The organism is Nostoc sp. 'Peltigera membranacea cyanobiont' 213, assembly GCF_002245975.1.
Taxonomy (GTDB): domain Bacteria; phylum Cyanobacteriota; class Cyanobacteriia; order Cyanobacteriales; family Nostocaceae; genus Nostoc.
In genome coordinates, this window is record NZ_NOLI01000048.1 from 25,050 (window position 1) to 48,686 (window position 23,637).

The window sequence follows — 23,637 nt, forward strand, 5'->3', positions numbered from 1 at the left end:
CTGGTTGTGATTATCCCATTCCGTGTCATTTACTCATAATCGTACTAAATCTAAGTACAAATCAGGCAAAAATCAGCCCACCTCTCATTTATATAAGCCTAAAAGCCGATTTTAGCCAATATTAAAGCTATCTTAAGCCGGGTTCGTCAATTAACGCATTCGGATTGATATTAATCTGTAATAAAAATTTTTGTGTGTTTGCATATACTAGACTTTAAACCTATTTTGTGATAAGCATACCTGGGGATTAGAGATGAGGGAGAAATAACCAATGCCCCATGCCCCATTATCAAAGCTTTTGTTTTTTTCCTGATTGTATTAATTTTATTAGGAAGCAGTAAGGTAGACTAGTGGCGTAGCTGATGGTAAAAACTTCTTGCCATCAACTGTATATCAAGGAAAGTATTGTGGTAAATAGAAGACAGTCTGAGGCAGGTCTTTAGTGTAGGAAATTATTCGTTGCTTCTGAAACAAGTGAATTCTGCTGGCAGACAGTAATTATACTTAGCACTAATGCTATCAAAACAACTCATAGTATATGAGGTTATGCTAATTATCTAATAAGCAATAATTTTCTATTGCTCAAAAGAAAGATAATGTAAATGTTAATCACCAATTAAACTGATTTGGTAATTTTTGCGGGAAGGCAAGGAGGTTTGGGAAATGCCAACTCAAAAGCCAACCCCTATCGACAGCAGTTCAGAAAGCAAAAAAGTGTCAGCCGAAGAGCCATCGACAGACGAACTACCGACTATAGAATTTCCCTCACGAGGGAAGCTAAAAGCCAGTTCTTGGCGTATCCATCAAAAAATTGGTTATGGGTACTTTGTAGCTATTGGAATTGGCTTTTTTGGTTCACTAACTGGGTTAGTGATTGCCAACTACTACCGGGGAAGGGAAGTGAGGCAATTCAATCAAGCTTACGAACAAGGACAACTACTGAGTAATTATAAAGATGCAGTAGTCGGGGCACAATTACATAGCTCTAATCTAGTTGCTGTACTAGAAAATTCACAACAACTACAAAGCAAAAAAGCCGATTTTCTGAAGAATGTCGAAAAAGCCCAACAATTAGAGTCAAAAATTTCTGGATTTATCGACAGTAAACCTAAAAGACTAGCAGCAACAAGTTCGACTTTACAGACGCTATTGCTGGATTACAAGAATAATTTAAAAGCTTACGTTGACCAAATTGATGTCGTTTTAAAGAAAATTGACTCTCAAAAAGTGCAGTCTCAGCAGATTTCTTCTGCCCGATCGCAGTTATTGATAATTATGCGTGGTGAAACAGCCATGCGGCTAGATCAGCTTTCTGAAAGCTTGGCTAACATCCTGCAAACTGCCGAAATTCAAGAGCAAGAAAGGCAAAAAGCAGTTGAGGAGGCAAAAGTAGTTGAGCGGTTCATCGTGATTTTGAGTATGCTGGTTTCGGTGGCGATCGCAGCTATTGTAGCTTGGCGTACCAGTCGAGCGATCGCAGAACCAGTGATCATCGTCACCCAAGTAGCTGAACAAGTTGCAAGGAAACATAATTTTGATTTGCGAGCGCCCGTCACCACTGAAGATGAAATTGGGCTACTCGCCAAATCTCTAAATCGTCTAATTGAGCGAGTATCTGAGCGAACCAAAGAACTACAACAAGCTAAAGAACTAGCCGAAGCTGCTAGCAAGGCAAAAAGCGTATTTTTGGCCAATGTCAGCCACGAATTACGCACACCACTAAATGCTGTTATTGGCTTAAGCCAACTACTAGAAGACGACGCTACCGATCTTGGTTTATCGGCAGACTTTATTACAGATTTAGAAACAATTAACGCTGCTGGTAAGCATTTACTGCACTTGATTAACGAAATTCTCGACTTGTCAAAAATTGAAGCCGGGAAAATGACCCTCTATCCAGAGACATTCGAGATTGCAAATCTGATTCATAACGTAGTCCTCACAGTCAAACCAGCTATAGAAAAAAATGCCAATGTTTTAGAAGTGCATTTTGATGAGCAACTTGGCACCATGTATGCCGATCAAACTAGGATGCGCCAAGTGTTGTTAAACTTGTTGAGCAACGCCAGTAAGTTCACTACAAACGGCAAGGTAATGCTGACAATCAACAGAGAAAAGGATGAAGTCCGCCTGGATGCTCCTTTGGGGATGATTACTTTTACCGTTACCGATACAGGTATAGGGATGTCTAACCATCAACAGCAGCAATTATTTCAACCTTTTACACAAGGGGATACTTCGACTACGAAAAAGTATGGAGGTACGGGACTGGGGTTAGCAATTAGCCGCCACTTTTGCCAGATGATGGGTGGTGAGATTATTGTCAAAAGTCAGCCGGGAATTGGCTCTACTTTCACTATTCGTCTGCCAATGACTGTGCAGGATTAAATATAATTCGTAATTCGTAATGACGCTTGCGGACTTGCTAATGCTACGCTAAGGTAATTCCTAGCGTCATTACGAATTGTTTAATGGGCATTTGGTAGAACAGTTCCGTTAGCGGATAGCTAAGGTTTAGACCGTTCTAAGTTAAAGAGGTGAGATTCCTCACTCAGAACTCAAATATCAAATCAAGCAATTATACTTATTTCTCCTGTATCTAAATCGTAACGACCCCCGACAATTTTTAATTTGCCCGATCGCACCTGCTCAGTTAAAAGCTTTGATTTCTGCAACCGTTCAATTTGATATTTCACATTTGCCACCACAGCATTCTCAACTGCATCACCTGGCTGATCCTTGACCTTTTTCAGGGCTGGCTTAATTGCCTTTACAAAAGTACTAATATCACCAAGTAACGATTCCTTTTGGACAGCTGCGGTTACAGCCCCACAACGCTCATGTCCCATCACCATCAGCAGTGGAGAACCTAACAAGACAACGGCATATTCAATACTGCCGATCGCTTCATGTGTAGCAATATTTCCGGCAATCCGAACATCAAAGATGTCTCCGATGCCTTGATCGAAAACAATTTCTGCGGGGACTCGTGAATCCGCACAACTAAGAATAGTTGCAAATGGATGTTGAGCTTGAGAAACTTCCTGCAACCGCAGCGCAGATTGATCGGGGTATTGGGGGTGATGCTGAATAAATCGCTGATTTCCCTCCATCAGCTTTTGCAGTGCGGCATCGGGAGTAAGCGATTCAGGGGAAGTTGAGGGTATTTCGGCAGCTTTGGCCTGTTTAACCTGCCAGAGGAAATCGCTGGTAGTTACTGCCATTCCAAATGCCCCGGTGATTCCCAATTTCAAAAAGTCACGACGTTCCATGAAATGCTTCATCTGATTTATAATTTTTTACATTGAGGCAACACATCTGACAGAGCGAATTTCCATCACATCCGAAACGTAGCAAGTACCTCCGAACTTGTTGAGAAGTGGTTTGATATTTTCTACAACACGTTTGAGTTCTTCTGGCATACAAAACGCGAGAATGTAAACATTATCAAGCATGGTCATGTCTAAATCTTCTGTCGTTCCTCGTAATCCTTTGCCAGCAACATTTCGGATTACGGCATGGTTATGTACACCCGACTTGTCTAAACGATCTAAAATTTTAGCAAGCTCAAAGGAGTTGGCAATAATTTCTATCTTTTTAACTACGTGCATATTATTAGCTCCAAAATAGGTTAATTCCGTAGAGATATAACGGAATTCCCACAATAATATTGAACGGAAATGTCACCGCTAGAGCGGTAGAAACATACAGGCTGGGATTTGCTTCTGGAACAGTCATCCGCATAGCTGCGGGGACAGCAATGTAAGAAGCGCTGGCACACAATACAGCGAACAACAGCGAATCTCCGCGAGGCATACCGATCAATTTGGCGATCGCTAACCCAATACCTGCATTGAGTATTGGAATTAGTATGGCAAATAAAATCAGGAAAACTCCGGTTTTTTGCAAGTCTTTAATTCTTCTCGCAGCGACCAATCCCATGTCCAGTAAAAAGAAGGTGAGAACACCATAAAATAGCCCTTGAGTAAAGGGTTCTAATACTTTCCCACCGCGTTCTCCTGTCAAAACACCTATTAATAGACTACCGACTAATAGAAAAACTGAACTATTAAGAAATGCTTCTTGCAAAACTTCCGGCCACGAAAACTCTCGCTTTCCATCGGCGGTGAATATATTCACCAAAATTAGACCAACTATAATCGCTGGAGATTCCATCAGGGCAAGGGCTGCCACCATGTAACCATCAAAAGGAATGGCAAGCTCAGTCAAAAAAGCGCTAGCTGTAATGAAGGTGACGGCACTGATAGAGCCGTAGGTTGCTGCGATCGCCGCCGCATCGTAAGTATCCAATTTCCACTTCAGGATAAAAAAGGTATAAATTGGCACGACACAAGCCATCATCATTGCTGCCGCGAGTGTTAAAATTACTTCCTGAGTTACACCGCTTTTGATTAGTTCTACCCCTCCTTTAAAACCAATGGCAAACAGCAGATACAACGAAAAGAGTTTGGGTATTGGTGCAGGAATTTCTAGATCGGACTTGACAAAAACAGCAGTCATGCCTAAAAAGAAAAACAGGATTGGCGGATTCAAAATATTGGATACAACTAAGCTCAGATCCATATCCACCTCTCCTTGTATTGGTTAAACCTGAAATTAAAGAAATTTTTCATCTTTAAAATTTAACGTGTTGAATCGTCATGTATTGTGTATCGCTACCCCATATCAATTGGGTACTCAAGGAGTGAATCGTCCTATTGGTGACAATACTTATTGTTTAGGTATTAAGTTGGGCTAAGAACAGAAAAAGTGAGGGCTTGCCCAACATTTTTTGATGTTAGATTCCCCGTCGCTGATCTTACGACAGAAAGTGTCAGAAGAACTGGCTATCGACCTATTTAGCGGAGAAAAAATTAACGTATTTTAGGGGCAATTCATGAATTGCCCCTAAAATGTGGTCTATTTACCTAAAAATTAAAAAAGGCGTTTCTCAGCGCAGAAGTCTATCCATTACCTCATTTGCCTGATAATAAAGATTATCTCTAACATTAAGAAGGGCAATCCAGGCAGTTGTGTCTACAAAAACTTTCGTCTTCGTCAAAATTATGATTCTCGCTTTGGCATTCCATAGAGATGACGATCGTGCTGGTGCGCCAAGTCGCCAATGTCTGGATCGACTGCACAATTTTTAATCAACTGCCTCAGCTTATGCCAATCTGAGTCTTCTGGGATTGCTGGTTGAGATGTCTAGTTTTCTTCGACAAACACGATTATAACTGACTGCCCCTCATGCCATTCAATTGGTTCATTGGGACAAACCACACCGTTTTGGAATTGACAGCATAGCTTTTTCTTGCTTCTACATAAATCATGGTAAAGTACCATTCTGGTTAAGAATATTGCCACACAATCTTTATTGACCAAGTTTCGTTAGGATATTGTAACCTGGGCAATAGCGACTCTCTGTTGATGTGACACCAGGCGACGCCGAATAGCCCGTCGTAGACATCGCTTTTTCACATCCATGACAACAACCATCGACTTTCTCAGTCACCTTAACCCTAGTCAACGTCAAGCCGTCGAACACTACTGCGGCCCGTTGTTAGTCGTTGCTGGCGCAGGTTCCGGTAAAACACGAGCGCTGACTTATCGCATTGCCAATCTGATTCTCAAACACCGTGTCGATCCAGAAAATATCCTGGCGGTTACTTTTACCAACAAAGCCGCGCGGGAAATGAAAGAACGGGTTCAACGGCTGTTTGCGGAACAACTGGCCATGAAACAACACGGTCAGCGTTTTGATTTGTTGACAGAATACCAACAAACGCAACTGCGATCGCAAGTTTACAAAAATACGATCAAAGATTTGTGGTGTGGCACTTTCCACAGTCTGTTTTCTCGCATTCTCCGCTTTGATATTGAAAAATATGTAGATGAAAAAGGACGTAAGTGGAATCGCAATTTCTCTATCTTTGATGAATCAGATGTGATGACTCTGATTAAAGAAATCGTCAATAAACAATTAAATTTAGACGATAAGAAGTTTGACGCTCGTTCTGTCCGCTACGCTATTAGTAACGCTAAAAACCAAGGTTTATCACCTCAAGAATTTGAGCAAGATCAGCCAAATTATCGCGGACGGGTGATTGCCCAAGTTTACAATTTATATCAAGATAAGTTAGCAGAAAATAACGCTCTCGATTTTGACGATTTAATTCTTGTGCCAACTAGATTATTTCAGCAAAACGAGCAAGTATTGGGTTATTGGCATCGCAAATTTTGCCATATCCTCGTAGATGAATATCAAGATACTAATCGGACTCAATATCAACTGATTAATTTATTAGTTACTAATGGCGAAACCAAAAAGAGCGAATGGGAATGGCAAAATCGCTCAGTTTTCGTTGTCGGCGATGCAGATCAGTCAATTTACAGCTTTCGGATGGCAGATTTCACCATCTTGCTGGGATTTCAAGAAGACTTTGGTGATGGTTTGGTAGATGATGACACTCAGACGATGGTTAAGCTAGAAGAAAACTATCGTTCTTGTGAAAATATTTTGCAAGCGGCTAATGAACTAATTGAAAATAACACCCAACGGATTGATAAAATCCTGAAGCCGACGCGGGGGCCGGGTGAGCAGATTACTTGTCACAAAGCCGATGAAGAACTTGCAGAAGCGGCATTTGTAATCAATCAAATTCAGACTCTAGAACAGCAAAATCCAGAGTTAAGCTGGGGTAGTTTTGCCATACTTTATCGGACAAACGCCCAATCTCGACCTTTTGAAGAATTGTTGGTGAAATATCAAATTCCTTACACAGTTGTGGGGGGAATGAGGTTTTACGATCGCAAAGAAATCAAAGATGTCATTGCATATTTAAGAGCGATCGCTAACCCATCTGATACAGTCAGTTTATTACGAGTTATTAATACTCCCCGCCGAGGAGTTGGCAAAACCACTATTGATGCTTTGATGAATGCCTCCCAGCAACTAGGGACAACCCTATGGGAAATACTCAGCGACGAAACATCAGTTAATACATTAGCTGGACGGGCGACAAAAGCTGTAAATAACTTTGCCGCAATGATTAGCCGTTGGCAAGCACAAATTGGTACGCTTCCCGTGACAGAGGTTTTGCAAGGAATACTAGAAGATTCTGGTTACGTTCAAGACTTGATGAGTCAAGGCACAGATGAAGCCACAGATCGGGTACAAAACGTTCAAGAACTTTACAACGCCGCACTGCAATTTCAAGAAGAAAACGAAGAGGTTTCACTACAGGACTTTTTAAGTAGTGCCGCCCTAAGTTCCGATTTGGATAACTTAAAAGAAGGGCAGACAGCCGTTTCTTTGATGACTTTGCACGCTTCCAAAGGTTTGGAATTTCCCGTAGTATTTTTAGTGGGATTGGAACAAGGGCTATTTCCTGGCTACCGTTCGCTGGGCGATCCCGCATCTTTAGAAGAAGAACGCCGCCTGTGTTATGTGGGAATTACTCGCGCCCAAGAAAGGTTATTTTTATCACACGCGCGGGAACGGCGTTTGTATGGTTCTCGCGAACCTGCAATGCGATCGCAATTCCTCGACGAATTACCAGAAGAATTATTATCTACCAAACGCGCGAGTCGTCAAAGTTATACCAAAAGTGCCTCTACTCCTAACGGTAAACAAGACACAACACAGAATTGGCAAGTAGGCGATAGAGTATTACACAAAACCTTTGGGCTTGGTGAAATCACTCATGTTTTCGGAACGGGTAGTAAGATGTCTGTGGCAATTAAATTTGCTAGCTTAGGACAAAAAATTGTTGACCCAAGAGTAGCACAGTTGCAAAAAGTTTGAAAATAAGATTCCCAACTTTTCAAATATAGCAAGCGCCAAGGCAGTTAGGACATAGACTAGAAGTATTATCATGACCTACTCTCATTTGATTTGCTATGGCTAAACCCTATAGTTATGACTTCCGCCAGAAGGTGATCCAATCCATCGAGTTAGATGGATTGAAGAAAAGCGAAGCCAGTAAACTCTTTAACATCAGCCGCAATACCATCAACCTGTGGTTACAGCGCAAAGCCGAAACCGGAGATGTTCAGCCTAAGCCTAACCACCCGCCTGGAAATAACCACAAAATCACAGACTGGGATCAATTTCGGGCTTTTGCTAAATCTCATGGTGATAAAACCCAGGTGGAGATGGCTCAACTGTGGGAGGGTAACATTAGCGATCGCACAATCTCACGAGGCTTGAAGAAAATTGGGTTCACGCGAAAAAAAAGACCTACGGCTACCAAGAACGAGATGAGGTGAAACGGCAGATATTCCGAGAGCAATTGGCAACCCATGAGGAAGAAGTGATTGTTTATGTGGATGAAGCGGGCATGGACAATCGAGAAGACTATGCTTATGGCTGGAATGAAAGAGGACAACGGTTTCATGCCTTGAAGTCAGGACGACGGCAGGGGCGAGTCAATATGATTGCAGCTCTTTGTAATGGACAACTGATGGCTCCCTTTACTGTCGTTGGCTCCTGCAATCGAACTGTTTTTGAGATTTGGCTAGAAACCTGCTTAATTCCTTTACTCAAACCGGGGCAAGTAGTGGTCATAGATAATGCCACATTTCATAAAGGGGGTCGCATTGAACAACTAATTCAGGAAGCCGCCTGTAAGTTGTTATACTTACCTGCTTATTCACCGGACTTCAATAGGATTGAGCAATGTTGGTCTTGGCTCAAAAGCCGGATTCGTAAGCAACTTGACCAGTTTGAGTGTCTACGCGATGCGATGGAGTATGTCTTACGTCTAGCGTCCTAACTGCCTTGGCGCTTGCTATAAGTCGGGGATCTTGTTTTCATATTTCAATTTCTTCAAAGTGTTCGACAGTGGGAAATGGTTCATAAAAATGATGCAAAAGTTTTTTCCACTCTTGATACTCAACAGAATTTCTAAATCCCAGAGTATGAGATTCTAAACTTTCCCATCTGACAAGTAATAAGTATTTACCTTGGACTTCTATACATTTATGCAATTCATGAGATAAATATCCATCCATTGAAGAAATAATTTTAGAAGCTTTCTTGAAAGCAGCTTCAAAATCGGATTCTAGACCAGGTTTAACAGGAAGTATCACTGCCTCAAGAATCATAAAGTTTTGCGGTGATAATTAAGTTCATGTTATTTAGTATAAATTGGATGCGATCTTTACGACGGGCTACGCCTACGCAGACACTTTATTGAATCAAAAATAATTATTGAAAAAATAGCTAATAGCAGCACAAAATGGAGTATGTTGACCATTAGCATCCAGCTTTTCATAACCTTGAGCAAGTAGCTGTATTTCTGCTTCAGTTAAACCATCGTAGCAAGTAATCCAGCATCAATTGCTAGCCTACGCATATTTTGCAACTTACTGATATTGAGTGCAAGCTTCTCAATCGTTGTTTCGGCAGCAGCTTTTTTAGCTGGCTCATCTGTTGATTGAATTTCGCCAGAAGGAAGATATTTAAAAAAATCAGCACAGGTTATTTGTAGAGGTGAGACCATCAGATGATCGTCATACCAGTTATCTTTTCTATGACCACAATGAACTGGTACTCGAAGTTGCTTATCATCTTCACCTTGACATGACACCATGAGATTTGTGTATTCATAAGTCAATTGTGTATAAATACTTTTGGGTTTCAAGTGTTCAATATGGCATTCATTCCTCGCGATCGAAGCACCACAGTAGCAGCAGATATAACCTTGTTCGCAGAGCAATGCCTCGAACACATCATTTTTCACTGATTGTTTGAATTTCATCCAAGGAAGTATCTTACCGCCAAGCTTATTATTCCATTTAGTTAAGCTAATCGGTTTTGCACCCTTTTTTATGTACTTCATCTATTGAGAATTTCCTTTCGCCGAATGAGTACATCCGCTTTAACAAACTCTGGCTCATCTGCTCCAATTTCAATAGCCAATTGTTGACGTAATTGCCTAGCACCTTCAATATTTCCAGCATCAATTAGTCGAAAAAGCTCTAAAAGACTTTCCTTAATTTCCTGCGGACGTTCTGGAACACCCATGAGGTCTTCTAAAATGCGATTGCTGTCTCTCCCAAAGGAACTTTCTGGTCTTTTAGCAACAACACCTTCGTCTGTTTTTTCTAGAATATAAATTCCTTCCGGCTTGACTTGGCTAATTACTTGAGGCGAATGGGTGGTGACGATAAATTGGCAATTGGGGAATGTTCTTGTCAAAGCTGGAATAATTTCTCGTTGCCATTTGGGATGTAGATGTAGTTCAATTTCATCAATTAAAACAACACCCTCACCTTGAAGCGGTTCTGGTAAACTAGGGTTAGCGATCGCCAATCGTCTTGCTAAATCTCCCACCATTGCCAGCAAGCATTTCTCGCCATCAGATAGCTGATTAACTGTAAGTTCTTCACCTTGTTTTCGCACAGTCATTCGCAGGGGTGAACGCCGTACCCGTAAGTTAGAAAACCCTGGAATTAATGAATAAATAGATTGTCTTACTACTTCTAGCTGCTGGGTTTTAAAATCAGGATTATCCCGCCTTTCTTCATTTTCTAAATCTTCCAATGATCTAAACCATTGAAAGAATCTATGGAAACTAATTTGTACTCCGTTTAGTGCTTGATCGTAAGCATCTATCTGTTTCAATGAATGCGTTTCTGTAATCTCCATGTCAATCCCAAGAACCGAACGTTTCACTGGGTAATAAACTGCTAAAGGCAAGTTAAACTTAGAGTTTGATTTCCACTGACGGTAAATATCTTGAGCAACTGTGTTTAACCCCTCATTTTCTTTCTTTATATCTTCGCTGCGTTCTTTACTAGAGTTTGTAAGAAACCAGCTTACTTCCGTTGATTGCAGAAAAACTTCAATCCTATTATGTGTCTCATTGTGTCCGTTTGTAATATCGTCTTCCCTGAAGGAACGTTCTTCGATATTCGGTTTTCCCGGAATAGATTTCTCGTACTCATCACGATTACTAGAACGATAAGATAAATTATTTATAAATAGCATATTTGTCTTTATTGACTCTGCATATGCAATCTTCCTTATCAACTGTGACAAAAGAATAGCAAGACAATCAAGAATACTAGATTTGCCCACACCGTTAATACCAATCAGCGCCGTTGGACTCTTTTCATCGAACTCAAGGGTCAAATCACCGATTCCACGGAAAGATTGCATTTTCAAGCGCTTGACTTTCATCATAATTACGCTGATTTTAATTGAATAATACCTTTATCGAAAACCCGATTATCAGTAGCGATCGCACTTATTTCTATTCTATCTTTATACACCTCATAAGAGGCAAAGCTTAAATCACTGGTAGAATACCCTGTCCATTCAGAACGCCCTACAGGACGATTACCAGCACCTGCGCCACAAATTAAGTAAGTCGTACCATCAATAGCACGAGTGCGTTCATAATTGTGTTCGTGACCATTGATGTAAAGTTGAACGCCGTATTTTTTAAACAGGGGAGTAAAAGTTTTAATAAAATCTGGATTATTACCATACTGACCAGATGAATAAATCGGATGATGACCAAACACTACTTTCCAAGGAGCATTACTAAGACTTAATTCTTTTTCTAACCAAGATAGTTGGTTTTTCCAATCAGCATTCCCGTTAGTATCTAAAGCGAAAAATTGTATTTGATTATGTTTAAATGTATAGTAACGCCCCTTCATGTTAAAGCCAGCATACTTGACTTGTAGATCGCCGTTGGCGGTACGAATATCGTGATTACCTAAACAAGCCTGAAATTTCACACCTTGCTTCAGCAAAGGTTGATAAGGACGCTCAAAAACTTCGCCAATTTTTTCAATTTCGCCGTTATTGTAAATGTTATCTCCAGCTAAAACGACTAAATCATAAGGATTTTGTTTGTGATATGCATTCATCGCTCTAGCCACGGCATACTGTCCCTTAGCTCCAGTCCCTGTATCCGCTACAGACACAAAACGTAATAATAAGTCTTTTTTGGCTGGGTTGGCGGCTATAGCTGTTGTTGAATCACTAATATCAGCACTTTGATGATTTTGATGAGCAAACATCCAGCTTAAAAAGCCTGTACCAATGGCGCTGACACTACTTAAAAATAAAAATTGACGGCGTTTGAGTTTCATAAGTCACCAAATTTAATAAATAGTCAGTTTACCGGAAACAATGAGCAATGAAGTGATACATTAAGGCAAAAGAAGGCAGCACCAGTAATAATGTACGTTGTTTGTCTTTGATTCGCTGCTTTTGGTGAAAGTTCCATGTCACAAGACAATCAGTCAAAACCGACGGATGAGCCAGTAACTCAACCTCCCCAAAAACCTTACCAGAGAGTTCAGCCAATTTGGAAGGCTAAAATTATCCAACTTCTCCGAGGGACGATTGGGGTTTTAGAAACAACAGTGGACAAACTGGAGACAGCACCCCCACCGGGTACTGAGGAAAAACCCAGTTTTTTGCAGCAGCTTCAGTTGCGATGGGGTGGACTTTTAAGGACAATCCGCTTGTTTTTACCATCAAATTTGTCAACAAAGTTATCAGATACAGCTTTAACGGGAATTGTTACTGCAATTACTGTAATTTTTGTTTGGACAACTGCGACTGTCTTAACTGGTAAACCTACTGAAGTAGCCACAGTTCCACCGATTGAAGAGGTTCCTACACCAAAACCAACGATCGCAACTCCACCGCAGTCAGTCGTACCAGAACCGCCACAGCCACAGCCACCAGAGGAAATTACGCCGTCGCCAGAACCGGAAATCAAACCGGAAATCAAACCGGAAATAGAACCAATTCCCACGCCAACACCAACACCGACACCAGTCATAGAATTGACACCAGAACAAGCCTTGATTGCGGCTATTGAGAATCAGGTAGCTGAAACTAGCGATCGCATTGCCTCTGGTCTGATAAAGTCAATTCAAGCCAACTTCCGCACGAGTAACTTGACTGTAAAAATTAGTAACGATTGGTACACTCTCAAAGAATCTCAGCAAGACAACTTAGCTGCGGAGATATTACAACGCTCTCAAGAACTTGATTTTACCCATTTAGAAATTATTGACTCTCAAGATAAGCTGATAGCGCGGAACCCAGTTGTTGGTACTCAAATGGTGATTTTTAAACGGCAAAGAACTTCGTAATGGGCTACGCCCCGCTACGCTCTAAGCGAAGCTATGCCGCAGGCTTTACGTAATTCGTAGTGACGCTTGAATACTCGCTATCGTTACGCTAACGTAATTCGTAATTATTTGGATTATTTCAAGTAAAGTTTGTGTTCTGTAATCATTAATATCAACACTTAATTCGGACTTTTAACTTAAAGTATTTATGTTAGATAACCTTTCGCTATTACTCAAAGCTTGTGAAAAGTTAAACATCAACTATGAAATTATTCATCCGGCTGAAAACTTAGTAAAAATAAAACTGAATAATAAACAACATTATTTTTGTAATTATAGTACTCCGATAATAAATCAAGCAGTAGCACAAATTATCAAAGACAAGGAATATACTTACCATATTTTAAAGAACAAAGTTAAACTTCCTCGGACAGTAGGTTTTCTTTCCCCTTTTTGTGACCTGCAATATAAGATTTACTTAAAGTTTCCAAGTTTTGAAGATATTATATTAGAAATAAAAGAAAACTTTGAAACACCCGTAATTGTTAAACGTAATTCTGGTTCAAGTGGACATAACGTTTTTTTATGTCAGAATACGGATGAAGTTGAAACTGCTTTAAAAGAGATTTTTAATGTTAATAATAAAAAGTATGATTACGTTGCGATCGCTCAAGAGTTCATTAACATAAAATCTGAATATAGAGCCATTTTCTTAAATAAAGAGTTGGTTCTGCTCTATGAAAAAGATATAACTGATGCAAAATTTGTCGGTAATCTCAGTCCTTTACATTGGGATGGTGCGAAAGCCAAGTATATCAGCGATCCACAAATATTGTCTGAGATTGCTAATTTTGCTAGACCAGTTTTTGAAGAATTAGACATTGATTATGGTGGTTTAGATATTGTATTAGATCGAGATGACCAATATTGGTTAATTGAAATCAATTCTCACCCAAATTATACTATTTTCACTAGAGATAACGGAGAAGAACCGGTGTTAAGAGTTTTTGAAAAAATGCTCATTAGCCTTAACAAAAAGGAAGCCAAGGAATTTTAAACCAAAAACTTTAAACCAAAAACAACGTACAGAGATAATCGAATTATTTGCGCGATAAATTGGCAGTTGAAAGCATTGAAAAACTATTCCGCATTAAACAAACTCATCCCGTGATTCAGCAACGTCGAAATCTGCAAGCGATCGCAAACGCTACTCTAGAAATCAGCATCACTCAAACTTTGAAGTTTCAACATGATAGCCTCACCCCAACAAAACTACCTCACCGCCCAAGAGTACCTTCAAATCGAGGAACAGAGCAATATCAAGCATGAATATATAGACGGTTACATCTACGCAATGGCTGGAGCGCTTGAAGCACATGTTACCATCGCTCTTAACCTTGCCGCTCTCCTCCGTAATCATGTGCGCGGTTCGGGTTGTCGTGTTTACATCGCTGACATGAAAGCCCGAATTGAATCTCTGAATCGCTTTTATTATCCCGATGTGATGATAACTTGCGATGAACGAGAACGAGAAACGCCAGGTTATAAAAGATTTCCCTGTTTAATTGTCGAAGTTTTATCTAATTCTACAGAAGCATTTGACCGGGGCGACAAATTCGCTGATTATCAAACACTGGAAAGTCTGCAAGAGTATATATTAATTAATACCAAACGTCAGCGAGTCGAGTGTTTTCGACGCAACGATCAAGGAATGTGGGTTTTGCAATCCTACACAGCAGAACATCAATCATTTCGACTCAACAGCGTGGATTTTGAGGAAACAATGGCAGCACTTTACGAAGATGTAGTTTTTGAATAATCAACTGATGATTGGGTACATACACAATTTTTAGTACACTAAATATCTATTGATATGTTCAAAGCTCCCTAACCCGGCGGAGGCATTGAGCAAAACAGACACAATTGATTGCATAAAAGTTATGGCGCTCATAGTTCAAAAATACGGTGGTACATCTGTCGGTTCAGTGGAACGCATTCAAGCTGTTGCAGGGCGTGTTTATAAAACTGTCCAAGCTGGAAACTCTCTGGTAGTAGTTGTTTCGGCGATGGGCAAAACCACCGATGGACTCGTCAAACTCGCTAATGAAATTTCTCCCAATCCTAACCGCCGGGAAATGGATATGCTGCTTTCTACTGGCGAACAAGTAACCATCGCCTTACTCAGCATGGCTTTGCAGGAACTCGGACAACCAGCAATTTCCATGACTGGCGCTCAGGTAGGAATTGTTACCGAAGCCGAACACAGCCGCGCTCGGATTTTGCATATTGAAACTACTCGCCTAACTCGCCACATCAATGCAGGTAAAGTTGTTGTAGTAGCAGGGTTCCAAGGTACATCCAACGCCGGGGAAATGGAAATTACAACTTTGGGGCGCGGTGGTTCTGACACCTCGGCGGTGGCGATCGCAGCCGCATTAGGAGCAAGCTTTTGTGAAATTTATACAGACGTTCCAGGGATTTTAACTACAGACCCCCGCTTAGTTGCCGAAGCCCAATTGATCGATGCCATCACCTGCAATGAAATGTTGGAACTAGCTAGCTTGGGTGCAAAAGTGTTGCATCCCCGCGCTGTGGAAATCGCTCGTAACTATGGTGTTCCCCTTGTAGTAAGGTCTAGCTGGACAGATGCCCCCGGTACTTGGGTAACATCAGCCCAACCCCAAGGGCGATCGCTAATCAATCTCGAAATTGCCCGTCCGGTAGATGCTGTAGAATTTGACACTAACCAAGCAAAGGTGGCTTTGTTGCGCGTACCCGACAAACCAGGCGTAGCAGCAAGGTTATTCGGTGAAATTTCTCGGCAAAAAGTAGACGTAGATTTGATTATTCAATCAATTCATGAAGGTAACAGTAATGACATTGCCTTTACTGTCACCACACCAATTTTAAAACGGGCAGAAGCCGTAGCAGCAGCGATCGCCCCGGCACTGAGAAATCCATCTAACCCCAAATCTGACGAAGCCGAGGTAATGCTAGAACATAACATTGCCAAAGTCAGCATCGCTGGTGCAGGAATGATTGGCCGTCCTGGTGTAGCTGCAAAGATGTTTGCCACCCTAGCCGAAGCTGGCGTGAATATTCAGATGATTTCCACCAGCGAAGTGAAAGTAAGTTGCGTAGTCAATGCCGCAGAATGCGATCGCGCCGTCTTAGCACTCCGCACTGCCTTTGAAATAGAAGCAGGGGAGCAGGGGAGCAGGGGAGCAGGGGAGAGTGTGTGCATAGATTCCCCTCTGCCCCTCTGCCCCTCTGCCCCTGTGCCCAATTCTCCTCCCGTTCGCGGCGTTGCTTTAGATTTGAATCAAGCGCGTCTTGCTATTCGCCAATTACCAGATCGGCCAGGGATGGCGGCGAAGCTGTTTGGATTATTAGCACAGCATAATATCAGCGTTGACATGATTATTCAATCTCAGCGCTGTCGAGTGATTGATGGTGTTCCCCGGCGAGATATTGCCTTTACAGTCTCGCGGATAGACGGGGAAAACGCCAAAGAAATGCTTACTCAAGTAGCGGCAGAGTTAGGATGGGGTGAAGTTGTTTTAGATAGCGCGATCGCTAAGGTGAGTATTGTCGGCGCGGGTATGGTGGGACAACCAGGTGTTGCCGCAAAAATGTTTGAAGCGCTAGCCCAACACCAAATTAATATTCAAATGATTGCCACCTCAGAAATTAAAATTAGTTGTGTAGTAGCACAAGAGGAAGGTGTTAAAGCTTTGCAAGCCATTCATGCCGCTTTTGGACTAGCTGGTAGTGAGAAAGTTGTTGTGCCAGCGTAGCAACTGAATTTTAAAATCGCTGACTTGCTAATGATACGCTAACGTAATTCGTAATTACGTTAGCGTAGCGGGGCGTTAGCCCATTACGAATTATTTTGATGCCATTTTTCCATCATGGCAACCATTTCTGAAAGCCGACGTTCACCACACCAAACTAAATCAAGTTTTTTGAGTTGATTGAGGCTGATACCGCCCTCTTCCTCAGCAATCCGGTGATATTCTTTATCTCCCATTGCTGCTAATAAATGCCCAAAAATAATCATTTCATCGAACTGGGGATTTGTCTCTGGATCGTTCAAAATTGCCATTGCTCGTTCTTGCGATAGTTCTTGCAGAGCATTGGCAATAAATCGTGTAGGAAAGTCAACATCCTGAAGTTGAGGATGACGCGATACTAATCCAGCCAACAGCACTCCTAGATAGGCAGCTGCTTGAGAATTACTCAGTAACTCCATTTGTTGGATGGCAATCTCGGTTAAATTGGTAAAAAATGCACACCCTAACAGCTGTTCAATGGCGGTAACTGGATCTAAAACTAGCGAAGACTCTAACTGTGACTCAAATGCTGTCTGATGCTCCTGTGGCACTTGGCTAAGTAACACTTGCTTGGCGCGATCGCTTATTATAATGCTGCGATCGGGCCCAGAGCTAAAATCTTTGCCCGGTTCCAAATAATTACTCACTAAAATTTGAAAGATGTTACTTTGAGCTTTTTCTTCCATCTGTTCGTATTGAACTTGTCCAAGAAAAATCTGACAAAACCAACTGTGACTGTCAGAGTCGCATTCGACCATTACCTCATTAACAATCAAATCAGTTAACTTTTCTACTCCCAAAATCCTTTGCCAATCTCCAATTAAGCTATTAATAGCAGCAATATCACGGTAATTGAGCGCCTTGAGCAATTGACGCTTCGCAGTAGCTACCAAGGCTTTTTTTCGCCCAAATACGTTGATTTTCAATTTTTTATCTGGGGTTTTAGATAATTCAAACTGCTATTTTTTTACCTTATTTGAGGATTAGGTGTCATGGGTGAGATTGCTGAATAGCCCCGATCAAAATATGCTTCCATATATGTTCACCTCTTTTCTTAAGCCTCGTTTAACTGAAAAATTTTACTTAAGCCTGGTAATATGTAGGCGAATTAAGTCTACAAAATTCTTTTAAAAAATAAAAATATTACTAGCAATATATGGCATTAGCTAATAATTAGTATTTTTATCTCCCAGAAGGGCATTGACTTTTTTTGAATAAATGTTTTTTTACAAAAAAAACTAGTTACCAGTAATAACACGTAAGCTATAATCAAAAGATTTATATATCTATATTGATTGATGCCTATTCATTTACGAGATGGACGCTACCGAATACTAAAAGTTCTCAATGATGGGGAAAAGCCAGAAACCTATCTAGTGGAGGATGCTAATTTTCCTGAGAGCCAATTTATAGTAAAACAGTTACGTAATCCTAGTAGCAATCCTCAAACTCTAACCAGCCTACGCCGCTTGTTTGCTAGTAAAGCAGCAACTTTAGAAAAACTAGGGCAGGAACACGATCGAATTCAGAAGCTAATTGCTTACTTTGAAGAAAACGAAGAATTTTATATAGTTCAAGAATTTATCCCTGGTAATCCTTTAACTGACGAAATTATCCAGGGACAACCTCTGAGGGAAGACCAAGTAATTAATTTTTTATCAGAGATATTAGAAATTTTGGTGATTGTACATAGCTATGGCGTAATTCATCGGGACATTAAACCAGCAAATATTACTCGTCGGGAATCAGATAAAAAGTTAGTTTTGGTTAATTTTGGGACTTTGAATGAAGCCATCACTAGTACCGTTGATAATCTCGAATATATGCCTATAGAACAAGTTAACGGTAACGTTAAGTATAACAGCGATCTATATGCTTTAGGTATAGTTGCGATCGCAGCACTTCTAGGTTTACCTACAAACGAAATATCTAATTTGCGAACTCAGAAAAATCGGCTGACAGGTGAAATAGTTTGGCAGAACAAAAATATAAAAATTAGCAGAAAATTAGCAAAAATTATTAATAGAATGGTGCGCTTTGACTATCGTAAGCGTTACCAGTATGCAACTGAAGTTTTAGACGATCTGAAAAAGTTAACAAATGTTGAAGTTGAGCCAAAACAGCACGATAAAAAATTATTAATAGTTTTGACCGGGATAGTTGGCTCGATCGCACTTGGGGTAGGAGTATGGTTTTTGCATTCGCCAAAACCTGTAAGTAATGCTCAAAAACAATTATATCAAGAAGGAGTAAATAAATATGAGGCAGGAAACTATGAAGGGGCAGTTGAAGATTTCAATCACGTTATTGAACTAGATCCACAAAACGCTTTGGCTTATAATAGGCGAGGCGATGCTTATTATCGATTAGGAGACTACGAGCAAGCAGAAGCAGACGCGAGTCAAGCCCTTTTACTTAATCCTCAAGATGCTAATGCCTATTTTGACCGAGGATTTGCTTTTTCAGAATTAGGCAAATATAAAGAAGCGATCGCAGACTATACCCAAGCGATTAAGTTAAATTCTGAGGATGCTTATGCTTACTATGGCCGGGGGTTAACCCGCGTTCAACTGAAGGATAATAAAGGGGCGATTGGAGATTTTAGCAAAGCGATCGCTCTCAAACCCCAGTATACTGAAGCCTACTTACAGCGAGGTATTCTCCACCGTCGCCTCCGACAAAGACTTGAAGCAATCCAAGATTTTGATAAAGTAATTAAGATTAATCCTAGTGATGCCAAAGCTTATTATCAAAGGGCTTTAACTCAATCTCTCAATAAACAAAAATATGCAGCACTTAAAGATTATACCGATGCACTTAACATCAATCCCAAATATATAGAAGCCTATCTTAATCGCGGTGATGTTTATAGCGATCTAGGAAATAAAGTCGAAGCGACTGAAGATTACAATACTATTTTACGGATCGATCCTAAATTTATTGCCGCTTATATCCATAGAGGTATACATCGCTTTTCTTTCGGAGATTATAAGGGTGCTATTGAAGATTATACCGAAGCTCTGAAACTAGATCCTAATAATATAGCAGCTTACAATAACCGTGGTAACGCCTATCTCGAACTAGGAAATAAAAAATCTGCCAATCAGGATTATTCACAAGCGATCGCAATTAATGCTAACAACGCTTTAGCCTACTATAACCGGGGTGTGATTCGCACCAAGCAGAAAAATAAACAGGGTGCGATCGCAGATTTCAAAAAAGCTGCCAAACTGTTCCAACAGCAAGGCGAAAAAGATAGTTATCAAGATGCACAGAGAGAAATTGCAATTTTGCAAAATAATTCAGAACCACTGAAAACTACTCGCCCTAAATCGGGGAAAATAGAAAAAAATTGAGCTATAGGACTAGTATTTGATTTTTGAAATCCATGTAGGGTGCGTTAGCAGGGAATTAAACGCCGGATTCAGACCCCCTTTTTAAGGAGAGTTTGGGGTATCTTCCGAGGTAAAATATCACTAACACCAAGCCAGCGTATTGCAATATGTCTATTTACGACAGTAAATCATAGGCTTTGACATTTTATATGTCTTTGTAGTCAAATAAATTATCGCTCAACATGAGTCAACAGATTTTCTCAAGACTCAATTAGGATGGCTATATGTTAATTCTCCTCACTTTTTATCCAGATCATCTGGAAATATTCACCCATCGAGATGTCGATATAGTACTGAAAAGAATTGATGGTTCTCACAATATTTGGTTGCGCTGTATTCACTTCCGCGATCGCACTGGAACAGCTAAAATTATCAAGCACTTTCAACTCAATCCATCTCGGGTTAACATGATTTTTAACCATTCACCTTTAGGAATTGATGAAGATATAGAAGATTGTTTATTTGACAGCTATGAAATTCTAACTGCTCAAATAAAAAATCATGAATTTGAGGTTGCACGTGGTAACATTGTAGTCGGGAAAAATTTTATTCTCACATTTGAAATTACTGAACTCAAAGTTTTAAGTATTCTAGTTAATAATCTGCAAAAACGCCCTCTTGATGTTAATGAGTTGGGAATTGACTATATTTTTTATCTCATTTTTAAAGAAGTTTTGAATAATTATCATACTGTATTTGAATATATTTCTAGAAAACTTGATGATTTAGAAGATGAAGTTTTAGATGATTCTGGTGATGAATCAACGTACCAAAGAATTGCCACAATGAGACAATCTACTCGTTCAGGACGGCGTAATTTTCAAAGCATTAAGTCACTTATGGCTATTATGGATTACGAAGATTTCCGATGGATTGCCCAGCCAGTCAAAGAACTATTCAAAGAAGAATTGGTTTATCAAGTTGATAAATTATGGCAAGAATATCAAGCTTTGAGAGCCTGGATGTCAGAATTAATGGAAATTCAACGCGATAATATTGCTAGCAAAACTGGCGAACGAATTAATCGTCTGACTATCCTCTCTACCATATTCTTACCAATTACCTTCATGTCTGGTTTCTATGGTATGAACTTCAAATATATGCCGGAATTAGAGCAACCTTGGTCTTATCCTGTTGTAATCTGTGTGATGGCATCAATTGTGATTGGTAGTATTCTCTATGCTAAAAGACAACGTTGGTTATAGCATCTATTAAGTTATAGAGGATTGCTGGAATAGTAAAATTTACATCTCCTTTGGTATTGCTATATGCTTTCTGTAAGTAGACTGCATCAACCCTAAAACGGTAAATAAACGTGAATCTACCATTGATTATTCGTGCTGAAGAACACAGCGAGAAAATAGCCATTACTACAACGGATGGATCGTTTACCTATCGGGATTTGCTCCACACTTCCAGTCAAATAGCAACAAATATTCTTCAAAATGCAGAAGATTTACAAGAGGAGCGAGTTGCCTTTCTCATCCCGCCTGGATTTGAGTATGTAGCCACTCAATGGGGAATTTGGCGTGCTGGTGGCATAGCTGTACCTCTGTGTGTTTCCCACCCGCGCCCAGAATTGGAGTATGTAATTACCAATTCTGAAGCATCGATTATTGTTGCTCATCCCAATTTTGAAAGTATACTGCGATCGCTAGCCCAAGAACACAATTTACGATTTATCCTCACCTCAGAAACGCTCCCATCTAATATTGCTCCCCTCCCAGAGATTAATATAACTAGACGCGCCTTAATTCTCTACACTAGCGGTACAACAGGTAAACCCAAGGGTGTGGTTACAACCCATCAAAATATTCAAGCGCAAGTGACTAGTTTGATCGCTGCTTGGGAATGGACATCTAGCGATTCTCCTGCGGAGACGCTGCGCGATCGCATTTTACATATATTGCCACTACATCATATTCATGGAATTATTAACGTACTGACTTGTGCTTTATGGGCTGGGGCGGAGTGTCATCTGTTGAGCAAGTTTGATACCGAAACCGTTTGGAGGCGAATTTGTGACGGTGACTTAACCCTATTTATGGCAGTACCAACGATTTATGTAAAGCTCATTGCTGCTTGGGAAAATGCCTCTAAAGAACGTCAAAAAACCATGTCAGAAGGCTGTGCTAAGATGCGTCTGATGGTTTCTGGTTCAGCAGCCTTACCAGTTCAAGTTTTAGAACAATGGCAGAGTATTAGCAGCCATTTTCTGCTTGAGCGATATGGGATGACGGAAATTGGCATGGCACTATCGAACCCTTTACACGGTGAACGATTGGCTGGATATGTAGGAAAGCCTCTACCTGAAGTTGAAGTCAGATTAGTAGATGAGAATGGGCACTTAGTCCCAGGCGGAACGCCAGGAGAAATCCAAGTTAGAGGGCCTGGAGTGTTTCTCGAATATTGGCAAAACCCTGAAGCAACCGCCAAAGCCTTCCAAGATGGCTGGTTCTGTACTGGAGATACCGCCGTAGTTGAGGATGAGAATTACCGTATTCTGGGACGAATGAGTGTGGATATCATCAAAACCGGAGGGTATAAAGTTTCAGCTTTAGAAATTGAAGAAGTATTGCGATCGCATCCAGATATTCAAGAATGTGCAGTGGTTGGGGTTGCAGATATAGAGTGGGGCGAACGGGTTTGCGCTGCATTAGTATTGCAAGGGTTACAACCTTTGACATTAGAATCTTTCAGGAGTTGGGCAAAAGAGCGATTGGCTGTTTATAAAGTGCCAACCCAAATTTTGATAGTTGAAGAATTACCGCGCAACGCTATGGGGAAAGTGACTAAGCCGACAGTGGTTGAATTATTTTGCTGATAGCGATCGTTAACATCTAAATTAGACCTAGAGTGTATGAATGAGGCTGCAAGAATGCTAGATGAATGCTAAAGGTTGTGGAAGGATTGTTACCAGTCTATTTCTATTGGTTCGTCCCGTTCTTGAAATACCGTGAGCGATCGCAAATTTGGGTCAGGTTGATCTACTAACTCGTTTTTAAGTAGTAGCTGTACATGTTCAGGTGGGTTATCTATTAACTGAATGTCATCATAAATCCTTCGATAATGTTTTAGCTTACCATCCAACTCATGATAAATAGTTTCATCAAGTCCATCAAGAATGTCTATCTCTATTGGACGGATAAATTTTTTCCAATTCTCAAGAACTTTATGTGGTAAATCAGAGGCTCTATCTCCATAACAACATACTAAGCCATCCCAAGGAGTCATGTATAGCGTTTCCTAATCACATGAGGTACATCATAGTCCCCTCATCGCTTGCGGGGAGGGGGTTGGGG

Annotated in this window: 20 protein-coding genes; 11 read left to right on the plus strand and 9 right to left on the minus strand. The window is 40.6% G+C overall.

The genetic code is table 11. The features are described 5' to 3' along the window. Positions 1-663: 663 nt before the first annotated feature. The gene (locus CDG77_RS15275) at positions 664-2,388 is read left to right on the plus strand and encodes a sensor histidine kinase (RefSeq protein WP_094330206.1); all 1,725 of its coding nucleotides are present in this window, start codon (positions 664-666) and stop codon (positions 2,386-2,388) included. A gap of 182 nt (positions 2,389-2,570) precedes the next feature. Here the strand turns inward: CDG77_RS15275 and CDG77_RS15280 are convergent, their stop codons facing one another. Genes CDG77_RS15280 through CDG77_RS15290 form a run of 3 tightly spaced genes read right to left on the minus strand, consistent with a single transcriptional unit; the run spans position 2,571 to position 4,584 of the window. After that, a complete protein-coding gene (locus CDG77_RS15280; protein ID WP_094330207.1) occupies positions 2,571-3,272 on the minus strand; it encodes a carbonic anhydrase in 702 nt (233 codons plus the stop codon). Between the two features lie 27 nt (positions 3,273-3,299). After that, the gene (locus tag CDG77_RS15285) at positions 3,300-3,611 is read right to left on the minus strand and encodes a P-II family nitrogen regulator (RefSeq protein ID WP_094330208.1); all 312 of its coding nucleotides are present in this window, start codon (positions 3,609-3,611) and stop codon (positions 3,300-3,302) included. A 4-nt stretch (positions 3,612-3,615) separates the two neighbouring features. Continuing rightward, positions 3,616-4,584: a sodium-dependent bicarbonate transport family permease gene (locus CDG77_RS15290; RefSeq protein ID WP_094330209.1), complete on the minus strand. Its 969-nt coding sequence runs from the start codon at positions 4,582-4,584 to the stop codon at positions 3,616-3,618. 901 nt (positions 4,585-5,485) lie between these two features. Here CDG77_RS15290 and pcrA point away from each other — a divergent pair. After that, a complete protein-coding gene (gene pcrA / locus CDG77_RS15300) occupies positions 5,486-7,807 on the plus strand; it encodes a DNA helicase PcrA (protein ID WP_094330210.1) in 2,322 nt (773 codons plus the stop codon). Between the two features lie 95 nt (positions 7,808-7,902). Further along, a protein-coding gene (locus CDG77_RS15305; protein ID WP_143857033.1) for an IS630 family transposase occupies positions 7,903-8,777 on the plus strand; the annotation gives its coding sequence in 2 pieces (ribosomal slippage) (positions 7,903-8,232 and positions 8,235-8,777; 873 coding nt in all). Positions 8,778-8,814: 37 nt separating this feature from the next. Here CDG77_RS15305 and CDG77_RS15310 read toward each other — a convergent pair. From CDG77_RS15310 to CDG77_RS15325, 4 genes are all read right to left on the minus strand, one after another. Next, entirely contained in the window at positions 8,815-9,108 is a 294-nt protein-coding gene (locus tag CDG77_RS15310) for an antibiotic biosynthesis monooxygenase family protein (RefSeq protein ID WP_094330211.1), read from the minus strand. Positions 9,109-9,311: 203 nt separating this feature from the next. Further along, the gene (locus tag CDG77_RS15315; RefSeq protein WP_223269823.1) at positions 9,312-9,845 is read right to left on the minus strand and encodes a retron system putative HNH endonuclease; all 534 of its coding nucleotides are present in this window, start codon (positions 9,843-9,845) and stop codon (positions 9,312-9,314) included. Next, positions 9,842-11,191: an AAA family ATPase gene (locus tag CDG77_RS15320; protein WP_442946425.1), complete on the minus strand. Its 1,350-nt coding sequence runs from the start codon at positions 11,189-11,191 to the stop codon at positions 9,842-9,844. Before CDG77_RS15320 ends, CDG77_RS15315 begins: the two co-directional genes overlap by 4 nt. 2 nt (positions 11,192-11,193) lie before the next feature. Continuing rightward, a complete protein-coding gene (locus tag CDG77_RS15325) occupies positions 11,194-12,111 on the minus strand; it encodes a metallophosphoesterase family protein (RefSeq protein WP_094330212.1) in 918 nt (305 codons plus the stop codon). 135 nt (positions 12,112-12,246) lie between these two features. Between CDG77_RS15325 and CDG77_RS15330 the strand changes: the two genes are divergently transcribed. From CDG77_RS15330 to CDG77_RS15345, 5 genes are all read left to right on the plus strand, one after another. Further along, positions 12,247-13,128 (plus strand): hypothetical protein, encoded by an 882-nt coding sequence (locus CDG77_RS15330; RefSeq protein WP_094330213.1) that lies wholly within the window; start codon positions 12,247-12,249, stop codon positions 13,126-13,128. Between the two features lie 187 nt (positions 13,129-13,315). Next, positions 13,316-14,164: an ATP-grasp domain-containing protein gene (locus CDG77_RS15335; protein ID WP_094330214.1), complete on the plus strand. Its 849-nt coding sequence runs from the start codon at positions 13,316-13,318 to the stop codon at positions 14,162-14,164. Between the two features lie 47 nt (positions 14,165-14,211). Further along, entirely contained in the window at positions 14,212-14,436 is a 225-nt protein-coding gene (locus CDG77_RS35485) for a hypothetical protein (RefSeq protein WP_143857034.1), read from the plus strand. After that, positions 14,357-14,926: a Uma2 family endonuclease gene (locus CDG77_RS15340; protein ID WP_094330215.1), complete on the plus strand. Its 570-nt coding sequence runs from the start codon at positions 14,357-14,359 to the stop codon at positions 14,924-14,926. Before CDG77_RS35485 ends, CDG77_RS15340 begins: the two co-directional genes overlap by 80 nt. A 121-nt stretch (positions 14,927-15,047) precedes the next feature. After that, a complete protein-coding gene (locus tag CDG77_RS15345; protein ID WP_094330216.1) occupies positions 15,048-16,904 on the plus strand; it encodes an aspartate kinase in 1,857 nt (618 codons plus the stop codon). 83 nt (positions 16,905-16,987) lie between these two features. Here CDG77_RS15345 and CDG77_RS15350 read toward each other — a convergent pair whose 3' ends face one another. Beyond that, a complete protein-coding gene (locus CDG77_RS15350; RefSeq protein WP_094330217.1) occupies positions 16,988-17,866 on the minus strand; it encodes a hypothetical protein in 879 nt (292 codons plus the stop codon). 372 nt (positions 17,867-18,238) lie between these two features. On the opposite strand from CDG77_RS15350, the gene CDG77_RS15355 reads away from it, so the two are divergent. The 3 genes from CDG77_RS15355 (at position 18,239) to CDG77_RS15365 (ending at position 23,159) form a co-directional block, all read left to right on the plus strand. After that, positions 18,239-20,296 carry a serine/threonine-protein kinase gene (locus CDG77_RS15355; RefSeq protein ID WP_094330218.1) on the plus strand — a complete coding sequence of 686 codons (2,058 nt, stop codon included), beginning with the start codon at positions 18,239-18,241 and terminating at the stop codon, positions 20,294-20,296. A 263-nt stretch (positions 20,297-20,559) separates the two neighbouring features. Further along, entirely contained in the window at positions 20,560-21,540 is a 981-nt protein-coding gene (locus CDG77_RS15360; protein ID WP_094330219.1) for a magnesium transporter CorA family protein, read from the plus strand. Positions 21,541-21,650: 110 nt separating this feature from the next. Then, positions 21,651-23,159 (plus strand): acyl-CoA synthetase, encoded by a 1,509-nt coding sequence (locus tag CDG77_RS15365; RefSeq protein WP_094330220.1) that lies wholly within the window; start codon positions 21,651-21,653, stop codon positions 23,157-23,159. A gap of 89 nt (positions 23,160-23,248) precedes the next feature. Here the strand turns inward: CDG77_RS15365 and CDG77_RS15370 are convergent, their stop codons facing one another. Then, entirely contained in the window at positions 23,249-23,569 is a 321-nt protein-coding gene (locus tag CDG77_RS15370; protein ID WP_094330221.1) for a hypothetical protein, read from the minus strand. Positions 23,570-23,637 lie beyond the last annotated feature (68 nt).